This is a genomic window from Cupriavidus taiwanensis, from assembly GCF_900250075.1.
Lineage (GTDB): Bacteria > Pseudomonadota > Gammaproteobacteria > Burkholderiales > Burkholderiaceae > Cupriavidus > Cupriavidus taiwanensis_C.
Window position 1 is genome coordinate 3,434,118 of record NZ_LT977070.1, and the last position, 14,331, is coordinate 3,448,448.

General features: G+C 66.8%; 10 protein-coding genes. All 10 read right to left on the bottom strand.

Features of this window, described 5'->3' with window-relative positions:
* Positions 1-101: 101 nt before the first annotated feature.
* Positions 102-4,907 carry a glutamate synthase-related protein gene (locus CBM2588_RS16060; RefSeq protein WP_115681308.1) on the bottom strand — a complete coding sequence of 1,602 codons (4,806 nt, stop codon included), beginning with the start codon at positions 4,905-4,907 and terminating at the stop codon, positions 102-104.
* A 282-nt stretch (positions 4,908-5,189) separates the two neighbouring features.
* Positions 5,190-5,909: a transposase gene (locus CBM2588_RS16065; protein ID WP_115681309.1), complete on the bottom strand. Its 720-nt coding sequence runs from the start codon at positions 5,907-5,909 to the stop codon at positions 5,190-5,192.
* A gap of 54 nt (positions 5,910-5,963) precedes the next feature.
* Positions 5,964-7,157, bottom strand: a complete 1,194-nt coding sequence (locus tag CBM2588_RS16070) for a deoxyguanosinetriphosphate triphosphohydrolase (protein WP_439897447.1) — start codon at positions 7,155-7,157, stop codon at positions 5,964-5,966.
* Positions 7,154-8,260 (bottom strand): 3-dehydroquinate synthase, encoded by a 1,107-nt coding sequence (aroB, locus tag CBM2588_RS16075; RefSeq protein WP_115681310.1) that lies wholly within the window; start codon positions 8,258-8,260, stop codon positions 7,154-7,156. The genes CBM2588_RS16070 and aroB overlap by 4 nt, the downstream gene beginning before the upstream one ends.
* Positions 8,257-8,937 carry a shikimate kinase gene (locus CBM2588_RS16080; protein WP_439897436.1) on the bottom strand — a complete coding sequence of 227 codons (681 nt, stop codon included), beginning with the start codon at positions 8,935-8,937 and terminating at the stop codon, positions 8,257-8,259. The genes aroB and CBM2588_RS16080 overlap by 4 nt, the downstream gene beginning before the upstream one ends.
* Before the next feature lie 233 nt (positions 8,938-9,170).
* A complete protein-coding gene (gene pilQ, locus CBM2588_RS16085) occupies positions 9,171-11,306 on the bottom strand; it encodes a type IV pilus secretin PilQ (protein WP_115681312.1) in 2,136 nt (711 codons plus the stop codon).
* The gene (locus tag CBM2588_RS16090; RefSeq protein WP_115681313.1) at positions 11,303-11,851 is read right to left on the bottom strand and encodes a pilus assembly protein PilP; all 549 of its coding nucleotides are present in this window, start codon (positions 11,849-11,851) and stop codon (positions 11,303-11,305) included. The genes pilQ and CBM2588_RS16090 overlap by 4 nt, the downstream gene beginning before the upstream one ends.
* Positions 11,848-12,519 (bottom strand): type 4a pilus biogenesis protein PilO, encoded by a 672-nt coding sequence (locus tag CBM2588_RS16095; protein ID WP_115681314.1) that lies wholly within the window; start codon positions 12,517-12,519, stop codon positions 11,848-11,850. Before CBM2588_RS16095 ends, CBM2588_RS16090 begins: the two co-directional genes overlap by 4 nt.
* A gap of 2 nt (positions 12,520-12,521) precedes the next feature.
* Positions 12,522-13,187, bottom strand: coding sequence for a PilN domain-containing protein (locus tag CBM2588_RS16100; RefSeq protein WP_115681315.1), 666 nt, complete (start codon positions 13,185-13,187; stop codon positions 12,522-12,524).
* A gap of 17 nt (positions 13,188-13,204) precedes the next feature.
* Positions 13,205-14,275, bottom strand: coding sequence for a type IV pilus assembly protein PilM (gene pilM / locus CBM2588_RS16105; RefSeq protein ID WP_172583622.1), 1,071 nt, complete (start codon positions 14,273-14,275; stop codon positions 13,205-13,207).
* Between the last annotated feature and the right edge of the window lie 56 nt (positions 14,276-14,331).

The window sequence follows — 14,331 nt, forward strand, 5'->3', positions numbered from 1 at the left end:
ACCGGCGGCGTCGCCGGCCCTGCGGTGGGGTCAGTATCTTGTCGGGACCGCGGCGGCTTGCCGCGGCCCTTCGCTACGTTGGTTTGCTGCGCTCGTCTCGCTCAGGCCGCGATGGCTTCGCGGTCGCTGTCGCGGGCGGCCTGTTCCTTGGCGTACATCTCGCCCAGCGCGCGCTTGTACTCGGTCGGGAAGACCTTGACGAACTTGCGGCGTGCCGTGGTCCAGTCGGCCAGCAGCGCCTTGGCGCGCTCGGAACCGGTGTAGCGGAAGTGCTGCTCGATCAGGCTGCGCAGGATGGTTTCATCCAGCACGCGCTTGCCGTCGACCTTGTGCCACGAAGACTGGGGCTGGCCCTTCTCCTGGTCGGCCGAGGCCAGCACCGCTTCCAGCGCCACCATCGAGGTGTTGCAGCGCTTGTCGAACAGGCCGTCCTCGTCGTAGACATAGGCCACGCCGCCCGACATGCCGGCCGCGAAGTTGCGGCCGGTGCCGCCCAGCACCACCACCGTGCCGCCGGTCATGTACTCGCAACCGTGGTCGCCGGTGCCTTCCACCACTGCCACGGCGCCCGAGTTGCGCACCGCGAAGCGCTCGCCGGCGACGCCGTTGAAGAACGCTTCACCGGCGATGGCACCGTACAGCACGGTGTTGCCGACGATGATGTTGCGGGTCGGATCGCCGCGGAACTCGTGCGGGGCGCGCACGATCACGCGTCCGCCCGACAGGCCCTTGCCGACGTAGTCGTTGCCGTCGCCCACCAGGTCCAGCGTGATGCCGTGCGCCAGGAACGCGCCGAATGACTGGCCGGCGGTGCCTTGCAGCTGGATGTGGATGGTGTCGTCAGGCAGGCCTTCGTGGCCGTACTGCTTGGCGACCACGCCGGACAGCATCGCGCCCACCGTACGGTTGACGTTCTTGACCGGCTGGATGAACGACACGCGTTCGCCCTTCTCGATCGCCGGACGAGCCTTGGCGATCAGCACGTGGTCCAGCGCCTTGCCGGCCTCGGCCGACAGGCCGTGGTCCTGCACGTCGGTGTGGTACAGCGGCACGTCCGCGCCCAGCTGCACCTGGTGGAAGATGCGGCTGAAGTCCAGGCCGCGCGCCTTCCAGTGCTCGATGCCAGCCTTGGTGTCGAGCAGGTCGGCGCGGCCGATCAGCTCGTCGAAGGTGCGGATGCCCAGCTGGGCCATGATCTCGCGGGCTTCTTCGGCAACGAAGAAGAAGAAGTTGACCACGTGCTCCGGCTTGCCCTGGAATTTCTTGCGCAGCTGCGGATCCTGCGTGGCCACGCCCACCGGGCAGGTGTTCAGGTGGCACTTGCGCATCATGATGCAGCCCTCGGCAACCAGCGGTGCCGTGGCGAAGCCGAATTCGTCGGCGCCCAGCAGCGCGCCGATGACGACGTCGCGGCCGGTCTTCATCTGGCCGTCGGCCTGCACGCGGATGCGGTTGCGCAGGCCGTTGAGCAGCAGCGTCTGCTGCGTTTCGGCCAGGCCCAGCTCCCACGGCGTGCCGGCGTGCTTGATCGACGACCACGGCGAGGCGCCGGTGCCGCCGTCATGGCCGGCGATCACGACGTGGTCGGCCTTGGCCTTGGACACGCCCGCGGCCACCGTGCCGACGCCCACTTCGGACACCAGCTTGACCGAGATATCCGACGACGGGTTGACGTTCTTCAGGTCGTGGATCAGCTGCGCCAGATCCTCGATCGAGTAGATGTCGTGGTGCGGGGGCGGCGAGATCAGGCCCACGCCCGGCACCGAGTAACGCAGCTTGCCGATGTAATCCGAAACCTTGTGGCCCGGCAGCTGGCCGCCTTCGCCGGGCTTGGCGCCCTGCGCCATCTTGATCTGGATCTGGTCGGCCGAGGCCAGGTATTCGGCGGTCACGCCGAAACGGCCCGACGCCACCTGCTTGATCTTCGAGCGCAGCGAGTCGCCGGCCTGCAGCTCCAGGTCCTTCTCGATCACGCCGTCGCCGAGCACGCCCTTGAGCGTATCGCCCTGCTTGATGGGGATGCCGCGCAGTTCGTTGCGGTAGCGCTTCTCGTCCTCGCCGCCTTCGCCGGTGTTGGACTTGCCGCCGATGCGGTTCATCGCCAGCGCCAGCGTGGTGTGGGCCTCGGTCGAGATCGAGCCGAGCGACATCGCGCCGGTGGCGAAGCGCTTGACGATCTCCTTGGCGGGCTCGACTTCTTCCAGCGGAATCGCCTTGGCCGGATCGACCTTGAACTCGAACAGGCCGCGCAGCGTCATGTGGCGCTTGCTCTGGTCGTTGATGATGTTGGCGTATTCCTTGTACGTCTGGTAGGCGCCCTTGCCGTCGTCGGCGCGCACCGAGTGCTGCAGCTTGGCGATCGAGTCCGGGGTCCACATGTGCTCTTCGCCGCGGATGCGGAAGGCGTACTCGCCGCCGGCGTCCAGCATGTTCTCCAGCACCGGGCTGTTGCCGAAAGCATCCTTGTGCAGGCGCAGCGCTTCCTCGGCGACCTCGAAGATGCCGATGCCCTCGACGTTCGACGGCGTGCCGTGGAAGTACTTCTGCACCAGCTCGCGCGACAGGCCGATGGCCTCGAAGATCTGCGCGCCGGTGTACGACATGTAGGTCGAGATGCCCATCTTGGACATCACCTTGAACAGGCCCTTGCCGATCGCCTTGACGAAGTTCTTGACCGCCTTTTCCGGCGACAGGTCGCCCGACAGGCCGCTGGCCATGTCGGCCAGGGTTTCCATCGCCAGGTACGGGTGCACGGCTTCGGCGCCGTAGCCGGCCAGCAGCGCGAAGTGGTGCACTTCACGCGCGGTGCCGGTCTCGACCACCAGGCCGGTGGAGGTGCGCAGGCCCTTCTCCACCAGGTGGTGGTGGATCGCGGAGGTGGCCAGCAGCGCCGGGATGGCGACATGGTCGGCATCCACCGGGCGGTCGGTCACGATCAGGATGTTGTAGCCCGAACGCACCGCATCCACGGCTTCGGCGCACAGCGAGGCCAGGCGCGCTTCGATGCCTTCCTTGCCCCACGCGGTCGGGTAGCAGATGTTCAGTTCGTACGAACGGAACTTGCCGCCGGTGTAGTGCTCGATGTTGCGGATCTTGGCGATGTCCTTGAAGTCCAGCACGGGCTGGGACACCTCGAGGCGCATCGGCGGGTTGATGTTGTTCAGCTCGAGCAGGTTCGGCTTCGGGCCGATGAACGACACCAGCGACATCACCATGTTCTCGCGGATCGGGTCGATCGGCGGGTTGGTGACCTGGGCGAACAGCTGCTTGAAGTAGTGGTACAGCGTCTTGTTCTTGGACGACAGGATCGCCAGCGGCGAGTCGTTGCCCATCGAGCCGGTGGCTTCCTCGCCGGCCAGCGCCATCGGCGCCATCAGGAACTTGACGTCTTCCTGGGTGTAGCCGAAGGCCTGCTGGCGGTCCAGCAGCTTGGCCACCGGCTTCTTTTCGGCGGCGACGTCTTCCGGCTTGGCGTCGATCTCGTCCAGCTTGATGCGGACAGCGTCGATCCAGCTCTTGTACGGCTTGGCGTTGGCCAGGTTGTCCTTCAGTTCCTTGTCGTCGATGATGCGGCCCTGCTCCATGTCGATCAGGAACATCTTGCCCGGCTGCAGGCGCCACTTCTCAACGATGCGCGACTCGGGGAACGGCAGCACGCCGGCTTCCGAAGCCAGCACCACGACGTCGTCCTCGGTCACGTAGAAGCGTGCCGGGCGCAGGCCGTTGCGGTCCAGCGTGGCGCCGATCTGGCGGCCATCGGTGAAGCAGATCGCAGCCGGGCCGTCCCACGGCTCCATCATCGCGGCGTGGTATTCGTAGAAGGCGCGACGGTTGTCGTCCATCAGCGTGTGCTGCTCCCACGCTTCCGGGATCATCATCATCATCGCGTGGACCAGCGGGTAGCCGGCCATCGTCAGCAGTTCGAGGCAGTTGTCGAACGATGCCGTATCGGACTGGCCCGGGTAGATCAGCGGCCACAGCTTGGGCAGGTCGTCGCCCAGCACCGGCGACGAGATCGCGCCGGTACGCGCGTTGATCCAGTTGACGTTGCCCTTGACCGTGTTGATTTCGCCGTTGTGGGCGACCATGCGGTACGGGTGGGCCAGTTCCCAGGCCGGGAAGGTGTTGGTCGAGAAGCGCTGGTGCACCAGGGCCAGGGCCGACACGGCGCGCTGGTCCTGCAGGTCCAGGTAGTACTCGCCGACCTGGTTGGCCAGCAGCAGGCCCTTGTACACGACGGTACGGGCCGACATCGACGGCACGAAGTATTCCTTGCCGTGCTTGAGCTTGAGCGCCTGGATGGCGTGGCTGGCGGTCTTGCGGATGACGTAGAGCTTACGTTCCAGCGCGTCGGTGGTCATGATGTCGCGGCCGCGACCGATGAAGATCTGGCGGATCACCGGCTCGGTCTTGCGCACCGTCGGGGACATCGGCATGGCGGCGTCGACCGGCACGTCGCGCCAGCCCAGCACGACCTGGCCTTCCAGGCGGACCGTGCGCTCCAGCTCCTGCTCGCAGGCCAGGCGCGAGGCGTGTTCCTTCGGCAGGAAGATCATGCCCACGCCATATTCGCCGGCGGGCGGCAGGCTGACGCCCTGCGCCGCCATTTCTTCACGGTAGAACTGGTCCGGGATCTGGATCAGGATGCCGGCGCCGTCGCCCATCAGCGGGTCGGCCCCGACCGCGCCGCGGTGGTCCAGGTTCTCCAGGATCTTCAAGCCCTGGGAAATGATCTCGTGGGACTTCTTGCCCTTGATATGCGCGACCATGCCGACGCCGCAGGCGTCATGCTCGTTGGCCGGGTCGTACATGCCTTGCGCCTGCGGACGCAGGTCGAGGGCGGAGGAAGACTCGCTGATTGACTCGCTGGTCTGCGCTTGGGCCGAAAGATTTTTCGTTTGGTCCACGGGCTGAATTCCGGTGAAGGCTGCGCGAACTGCTGGACTACCGGAACGGGGACCGCGCGCTTTCTGAAATCCACCCAGACCGGTGGACCGGCGGGAAGGGAAATGGGGACGAAGCTGTCAGCGGGCCGCAGCGGCGTACACGAGCGTGACGCGCCGCACAATGACTGTGGGTGGAGCAACTATATGGGAATCGCCTGCGCCTCGCAAAAAAATTAAATGGGGTCGGATTACATTAAATAACGCACCGTTTCGGTGAATCAATTAAATGGGGACACATAATCTTTATGGCGTTTTTGCCGCATTTCCAGGCGCCGTTTGCACCTTTTTGGGGCGACCTTTCGGCAAGGGCTGGACCCGTCGTGGACCATGTCTCTCCAGTTGCGCCAGGAATGCGTCGCCGCCGAGCGGCCAGCCGCTATGCGCATGGGCGCGCAACGTCTGCAGGGTCTTGCCGGACAAGCCTTCGGCGCTGAGCGTCCGGTAGTTCGATTGCCGTTCGAATGGGGTATTGCCCAGCTCCCAGTAGGCGGCGTGGTCGCTGACAAAGGGACTGGCCTCGATGCCGGCGTGATGGCGGTAGCTGCTCCAGCAGTCGGCCTCCGGGCTGTTGACCTCCCCCGCGCGCACCGCGTTGCCCTCGACGTAGAGCATGGCCGGCAGCAGCCACTGGGCCGGATCGAACACGGCGGAACGGAAGCGACCCTCCCACAGGGTGCCGGTGCGGCTCGCGACGCGGTTGAAGTAGCGCGCGTAGCGGCGTCCGACCGCCTGCATGGTCAGGCTAAGCGCGTCCTCACTTTTCGGCGTTGCCACCAGGTGTACGTGATTGGGCCGCAGCGCATAGGCGTGGATGGCGAGGTCGTGCTCGCGCGCGGCCATGCGCAGGCAGTCGAGGTAATGCACGTAGTCGTCGGCGCCCAGGAAGACGGGCTGGCGGTTGTTGCCGCGCTGCAACACCAACGCGGGCAATCCGGTGGGGGAAAAACGGGGAAGACGGGCCATGACAGGTCGTGCGGGCTGCGATGCCCGCATCATAGCCTGATCCGTCCCTAATTTTCAGGGCGCGGTGCCCTCGCTGACCGCGAAGATGCGGCGATGTTCGCGGATGGCGTAGCGGTCGGTCATGCCGGCAATGTAATGGGCAATCAGCCGCGACTGGTCGCCGCCATGGCTGGCCTGGTACTGCGGCGGCAGCAGGCGCGGATCGGACATGAAGGCCTGGAACAGGTCGCCGACGATGCGCTGCGCCTTGGCCGACATCCGCATCACCAGGTAATGCCGGTACAGGTGCCGGAACAGGAAGCGCTTGAGCGCCGCGGCTTCCTCGTGGATCTGCGCACTGAAGCCGACCAGCGGCCCGGCGGCCCGCACCGCGTCGATATTGCGCGGGTTGGTGTCGGCGATATTGCGGCTGGTGGTTTCGATCAGGTCGACGATCAGCGTGTTGATCATGCGCCGGACCGTCTCGTTGATGGCGCGCCGGCCATTGATGCCGGGGAAGGCCTCGGCCACCTCGGCCCGGTGGCGGCCCCACATCGGCACCTCGTCGAGCTGCTCCAGCGTCAGCAGCCCGGAGCGCAGGCCGTCGTCGATGTCGTGGTTGTTGTAGGCGATCTCGTCGGCAAGGTTGGCCAGCTGGGCCTCCAGCGACGGTTGCGTGCCCTCCAGGAAGCGCCGGCCCAGCTCGCCCAGCGCCGACGCATTGACGCGCGAGCAATGCTTGAGGATGCCCTCGCGCGTCTCGAAGGTCAGGTTCAGGCCGTTGAAGCCGCCGTAGCGCTCTTCCAGCTCGTCCACCACCAGCAGGCTCTGCAGGTTGTGCTCGAAGCCGCCGTGGTTCTTCATGCACTGGTTCAGCGCGTCCTGCCCGGCGTGGCCAAACGGGGTGTGCCCCAGGTCGTGCGCCAGCGAGATCGCCTCGACCAGGTCCTCGTTCAGGCGCAGGTTGCGCGCGATCGAGCGGGCGATCTGCGCCACTTCCAGGCTGTGGGTGAGCCGGGTGCGGAACAGGTCGCCCTCGTGGTTGACGAAGACCTGGGTCTTGTACTCGAGCCGCCGGAACGCCGTGCTGTGGATCACGCGGTCGCGGTCGCGCTGGAATTCGCTGCGCGACAGCGACGCGGGTTCGGCGTGCACGCGCCCGCGCGTCTGCGCGGAGCGGGCGGCGTACGGGGCGAGGTGGCTTTCAAAGTCGGTCATGCGGCGCGTCCGGTGGCTGGGTCGGGTGGCGAGGCATAACCGATCGGTCAGGCGACCGGTGCCTCGGTGGGAGGTTTCAGGACGGCGTGGGCCAGCGTCGCGCGCAGATCCGTGTCCGGCACGCTGGTAATGAACGCCTCGCCGAGCTTCTTCAGCAGGATGAACTTGATGCTGCCGGCCTCGGCCTTCTTGTCGACCTTCATCAGTTCGATATAGCGGTCGGCGCCCAGTTCCGGCGCCACCACCGGCAGCATCGCCGCCTGCGTCAGCGTGCGCACGCGCGCCAGCGTCTCGATATCGATAAAGCCCAGCCGGTGCGACAGGTCGGCGGCCATCACCATGCCGCAGCCCACGGCTTCGCCGTGCAGCCAGGCGCCGTAGCCCATGCCGGCCTCGATCGCGTGGCCGAAGGTATGGCCGAAATTGAGGATGGCACGCAGTCCGCCCTCGCGCTCGTCCTGCGCCACCACGCCCGCCTTGATCTCGCATGAGCGCTGCACGGCAACCGCCATCAGCTCCGGGTCGCAGGCATTCAGTGCCTGGATGTTGCGCTCGATCCAGGCGAAGTACTCGGCGTCGGCAATGGCGCCGTGCTTGATCACCTCGGCCATGCCCGCCGCCAGTTCGCGCGGCGGCAGCGTGCGCAGCGTGTCGATGTCGGCGATCACCGCGTTGGGCTGGTGGAACGCGCCGATCATGTTCTTGCCGAGCGGGTGGTTGATGCCGGTCTTGCCGCCCACCGACGAATCGACCTGCGCCAGCAGCGTGGTCGGCATCTGCACGAACGGCACGCCGCGCATGTAGCAGGCGGCGGCAAACCCGGTCATGTCGCCCACCACGCCGCCGCCCAGCGCCACCAGCGTGGTCTTGCGGTCGGCGCCTGCCTGCAGCAAGGCATCGAAGATGCGGTTCAGCGTTTCCCAGTGCTTGAAGGCCTCGCCGTCGGGCAGCGTGACGGTGCGCACGGTCTTGCCCAGCGCCGCCAGCGCGGCCTCGACGCGCGCCGCATAGAGCGGGCCGACGGTTTCATTGGTGACGATGACGGCGTGCCGGCCGCGCACGTGCGGGCGCAGCAGCTCGGCGTTGTCGAGCAGGCCGGTGCCGATATGGATGGGGTAGCTGCGCTCGCCCAGGTCGACTTCAAGGGTAATCATGGATTGGGGTCCTGCGCCGGCGGCCCGGCATCGCCCGCGGGCGGGGACGCCGGCTGCGGGGGATCGATCCGGAAACCGGCCATTTCAAGTTGCATCAACACCATATTAGCAAGCTGCGCCACCGAGGGCTTGCCGGTTTCGATGATGAAGTCGGCGACTTCGCGGTACAGCGGATCGCGCTCGGCGTACAGCGCCTCGAGCTTGCCCTTGGGATCCTCGGTCTGCAGCAGCGGGCGGTTGCGGTCGTGCCGGGTACGCAGCCACAGGTCGTGCGGGCTGGCGCGCAGGTATACGACCGTGCCGCGGGACTTCAGCACCTCGCGGTTCTCGGCGCGCAGCACCGCGCCGCCGCCGGTGGCCAGCACGATGCCCTGGCGCTGCGCCAGTTCGCGGATCATCGCGGCCTCGCGGTCGCGGAAGCCGGCCTCGCCCTCGAGTTCGAAGATCACCGGGATGCGCACGCCGCAGTGCGCCTCCAGTTCGTGGTCGGAATCGAAGAACGGATAGTGCAGGCGCCGCGCCACCGTGCGGCCCACGGTGGTCTTGCCGGCGCCCATCAGGCCGACGAAAAAGAGGTTGGGTCGATCGGATTCCGGGCGGTCGGCATCGGATCGTTCGGCTTCGCGCCGATCCGGCGCCTGGCGCTGCGCCGCCGGCCCTGTCGCTGAGGCTGTCACGGGACTGTGGTTCGGGAGCGCGGCATGCGGGCCGTCCTCCCCGGTTGGGAACTGCATCATCTTCTTATGTTGTGGCGCGGCCGGCAAGTGCCGAATGCGGCATAGGCCGCATTTCTCGCCGTCGCGCATGCATTCCGGGCCGGGGCCAGGCCCGGCTGCTTGCGGCGCGCGGCGCAAAAAAAGGCCGCATCGGTCGATGCGGCCTGCCAGTCTACTGTATCCGGCGCCCGGCGCTACCTGAGCGACACGCTTTCGTTGAGGATGCGCGGGGTCAGGAACACCAGCAGCTCGGTCCGGTTGCGGACCTTGGCGTTGTTCTTGAACAGGTAGCCGAGCACCGGGATATCGCCCAGCAGCGGCACCTTGTCGACGTCGGTGGACTCGGTCTGGGTGTAGATACCGCCAATCACCACGGTGCCGCCGTTCTCGACCAGCACCTGGGTCTGCACATGCTTGGTGTCGATGGCAAAGCCCGAGGTGGTCTGGATCCCCACGCTGTCCTTGTTCACGTCCACGTCGAGCAGCACGTTGCCTTCGGGCGTGATCTGCGGCGTCACCTCGAGCTTCAGGTTGGCCTTGCGGAACTGCACCGAGGTGGCACCGCTGGACGTGGCGGCCTGGTAAGGCAGTTCGGTACCCTGCTCGATCAGCGCCTTGATGTTGTTGGCCGTGACCACGCGCGGGCTGGAAATGATCTTGCCCTTGCCGTCCGCCTCCAGCGCCGACAATTCCAGTGCCAGGAAGCGCGTGGCGGCGCTGTTGAACAGGCTCACCGCGATATTGGCCGGGTTGGTGCCGTTGATGGATCCGGCCGGCAGGCTCAGGAACGGGCCGTTGTCGGAGGTCGCCCCCGGCAGCACGTTGTTGTAGGTGTTGCCGACGCGGGCATTGTTGTACTGCCCGGCAAAGCCCAGCTTGACGCCCAGGTTGCGGCTGAAGGTATCGGTGGCCTCGACGATGCGCGCCTCGATGATGACCTGGCGCACCGGAATGTCGATCTTGCCGATAAAGCTCTGCACCTCTTCCAGCTTGGAGGCGATATCCGACACAAAGAGCTGGTTGGTGCGCGCATCGGCCGTCAGCGAACCGCGCCTGGACAGCATGCGCGTGCTGGCGCCCGCCGCCCCCGCGGACCCGATGGGCGCGGCCGCGCCGCCGCCGGCGCCCATGCCCAGCAGCATCCTGCGCACGTCCTCGGCGCGCTGGTAATTGAGCTGGAACACCTGGCTGCGGATCGGCTCGAGGTCATTGATCTGCTGCTGCGACTCGAGCTCCAGCTTCTCCTTGGTCTGCAGCTCGGCCCTGGGCGCCACCCACAGCACATTGCCGTTGCGGCGCGAGGCCAGCCCCTTCGCATCCATCACGATCTGCAGCGCCTGGTCCCACGGCACGTCCTTGAGCCGCAGCGTGATGTTGCCCTGCACGCTTTCGCTGGTGATGATGTTCAGGTTGGTAAAGTCGGCGAACACCTGCAGCAGCGAGCGGATGTCGATGTTCTGGAAGTTCAGCGACAGGCGCTCGCCGCGGTAGCCCGGGCCGCTGATCAGCTTGGTGGGGTCTTCCTTGACCGGCCGGACCTCGACCACGAACTGGGTGTCGGTCTGGTACGAGCTGTATTCCCAGTTGCCGCGCGGCTCGATGGTCAGGCGCGCATTGCCGTTGGCGTCGGAGGCGCGCATGCCCTGCACCGGCGAGCCATAGTCGCTGACGTCGAAGTGCCGCCGCAGGTTCTCCGGCAGCGTGGTGCCGAGGAAATCGACCACCACGTTCTTGCCCTGTTGCGCGATATTGATGCCCGACTCGCGCGAGGACAGGTCCACCACCACGCGCCCGGCGCCGTCCGCGCCCCGGCGGAAGTCGATAGCACGCACCGACGGCCGCCCCGCCGCGGCGCCAGGCGCCGTCGCGGCCGGCGCGAAGGTCGGCGCGGCACTCTTGGCCGCCGGCGCCACGTTGTCCAGCGACACCACGAAGACATTGCCGCGCTGGTCGGTGCGATACGTGGCGCTGCGCGTCAGGTCGAGGATCAACCGCGTGCGGTCGCCGATCTGCATCACATTGGCAGACTTGACCAGCTTGCCGCCGTATTCATATTGCGCGCGCCGCTCGGCAAAGCCGGTATCGAAGAAATCGATCGCGAGCCGGGCCGGGTTCTGCGTGGTGAAGTCCGCCGGCTTCTGCGCCAGCGGCCGTTCCAGTTCGACCACCAGCACGGTCTGTTCCCCGGTCGTGCTGACGTCCACCGACTTGATCCGGTTGGCTTGCGCCAGCGCAGCCGGTGCGGCGAGCGCAAGCCATAGCGCCAGCGCGGTGGCCATGGTCCTCATCACGGCGCCCGCGCGCGCACGATACCAGCGCGCGGGGGTCATGCCGCCGCGTCCAGCTTCAGGCTGGTCATTTTCTCTTTCCACTCGGATACCCCCTCCCGGACCAATTCGCGCAACACGATCTCCTGATCGGTGATGCGGACCACCCGGCCATAGCTCTGGCCGAGATACTGACCCACCTTCACATGGTGGATCTTGTTATCAACACGGACGATGCCGAAGGTTTCCCCCTGCTTCTTCATCATCCCGAGCATCTTGAAGTTTTCGAGCGGATAGTCCTCGAGCGGCTCGCGGCGCCGGCCGGCTTCGGGCGAATCGGCCAGGGTCTTGTTCAGTTCGCCGATCTTGGCCTGCGCGAACGGCTCGGGCGCGCTGGCCGCGGCGTATTCGCGCGGCACGTAGGGGCGGGCGTCGGGCACGGGCTCGGGCGGCTTGGTGCGGGCGCTGCGGGTCGCTTCCATCCACTGGCGCAGCGCATCCTCATCGCTGGCGCCGCAGGCGCCCAGCAAGCCGAGCGCCAGCGCCGCCGCCAGCGTGCGCCGCGACGCGGTCCAGGCCAGGGCGCGGGTTCGAACGGCACGGCTCATTTCGGACCTCCCGCCTTGGCGGCCGCCGCGGCCGCGGCGGCCTTGCGTTGCGCCGCCTGTTCTTCCGCGTCGAGCGCGCGGTAGGCCATCGCCACCGCCTCCATCGACAGCCCGCCATCCTTGGTATTGGCCAGCTGCAGGTTCTGCATCGACACGATCCGCGACAGCGCCGCGACGTCGGCATTGAACTGAGCCACCTCGTGATAGCGCCCGGTGACCCGCAGGTTCACCGGAATCTCGGCAAAGTAGGGCTTGATCACCGCCGCCTGCGGCTTGAACAGCTCGAATTGCAGCCCCCGCGCGACGCCGGCATGGTTGACGTCGGCCAGCAGCGCATCCATTTCCGTCTTGTTGGGCAGCTGCCGCTCCAGCAGCGCCACGCGCTGCTCGACCTGCTTCTTCTGCTCGCGCAGCGCCTCGAGATTGGCCACCTGCGCCACCTTGGACTGGTACGCCTGCTTCAGGCTTTCCTGCTCCTGGCGCTGGCGCTCGAGTTCTTCGAACTTTGCGCTCCAGTAGAACTGCCAGCCCAGCAGCAGCACCACCGCCGCGGCCAGGATCGCGAACAGCACGCGCGGCGCGGCCGGCCAGGTCTCCGGCTCGTTCAGGTTGAGCCCGCGGAACTGGCTGGTCAGGTCAGCCAGGTTGATTTCGGTATTGAGCGCCATGGTCAGGCCTTTCCGCCCGCGGGTGCGGGGGCGGGGACAGGTACGGCGGCAGGGGCCGAAGCGCCCGCGGCAGCCTTCTTGCCGTCGGCCGGGACCTCCGGCGCGCGGTACGCGAAGCGCATCGAGAAATCGAACAGCCGGCGCTGCTCGCGCAGGTTGTTGGTCATGGTGACCGCCTTGGACTCGACCAGCTCGGCCTTGTCGAGCCAGGCCACCCCGCCCAGGTTGCGCAGCAGCTCGGAAATGCGTTCGTTGGACTGCGCCACGCCGGCAATGGTGAAGGCCTCGCCGGCCTGCTTCAGGCTGGTCAGGTAGACGCCTTCCGGCACCTGCCGCACCAGTTCCTCGAGCAGCTGCACCGGGCGGTTGCGCTCGGTCTGCAGGCTTTCGACGGCCTTCTGGCGCTGCAGCAGCGCGTCGATGTCTTTCTTCAGCGTGTTGACTTCGCGGATCTGCCCGTCAAGCCGGGCGTTTTCCGCGCTCAGCACCTGGTTGAGCGCCACCACGGACGCGATGCGCCCGTCGATATAGACGCCGCCCAGCAGCACCACCGCCGCGCCCGCCGCGGCCGCCGCGCCCAGCATGGTGTAGACCTTCTTGCGCCGCGCCGCCTTGCGGGCTTCATGGTAGGGCAGCAGGTTGACCGAAGGCAGTGTGTTCGTTGACATCTCATGCCTCCGGTACGTTATTGCAGGCCGCGCAGGGCCAGGCCGGCACTGACGATATACGCCGGCAGGTCGCGCTGCAGGTAGCGCTCGTTGACCTTGGCGTTGGTCGCCATGTTGGCGAACGGATTCGCCAGCGTGGTGGTGATCTTGGTCTGGTGCTGGATTGCCGCCTGCACGCCGAACAGCGATGCATGCCCGCCCGACAGCAGGATCTCGTCGACCCGGCCCAGGCTGGAACTGGCGATGAAGTTGCCGATCGCGGACTGCACTTCCATGGCGAGGGCATCGAGCGATGGCTTGAGCAACTGGGCGCGCCAGGCCTCGGGCAGCGTGTTCTTGCGCTTCTTGATCTCGGCCTTGAGCGCGTCGAGCGTGAACATGCGCGCGGCGCTTTGGGTAAGCTGGTCGCCGTAGCTGTTCAGCGGCTGTTCGTAGAGTTCTTTCCAGCCCTGGTAGAAGATGGCCTTGGAGCGGCTGCCGCCCAGGTGGACCACCGCCACCACCGGCAGCGCGCGCGCGTCGGCCTCGGACATCTCTTGCGGCACGCCCAGCATCTGCACGATCGAGCGCTGCACCGCGTATTCCTCGACGTCCATCACCTGCGGCTTGAGGCCGGCCATTTCCGCCGCGGTCACGCGCTCTTGCACGCGATCGCTGTTGGCCGCGGTAACGCGCACGCCAATGCCGCCCTCGGTCTCGCTGGGGCCGATCACGGCGAAATCGAAGTTGACCGCCTGCGACGGCGGATAGAGCCGGTGCGCCTCGGATTCGACCTGGGAATAGAGCTCGTCTTCGGACAGGTTGTCCGGCAGGCTGACCGTCTGCGATTCGGTCAGCATGGAGGGCACGCCCAGCACCACGTCCTTGGAGCGGATGCCGGCCTTGCCGAGCGCGCGCCTGAGCGCGATCCCGACTGCCTCGATATTGATGACGTTGCCATCGGCAACGGCATTGCGGTCCAGCAGTTCGCTGGCGCATTTTTCCAGCCGGTAGTCTTGCCTGCTGCTCCCCACGGAGAGCTCGACTACCTTGACACTGGACGACCCGATATCCACGCCGACCGTAGTCCGGCGCAGAAGCCCCGACAAAATGCCCCGACGCAAGGTGACCCCCTGACTTTTGAACTCGCCCCTGGCTTGAACGC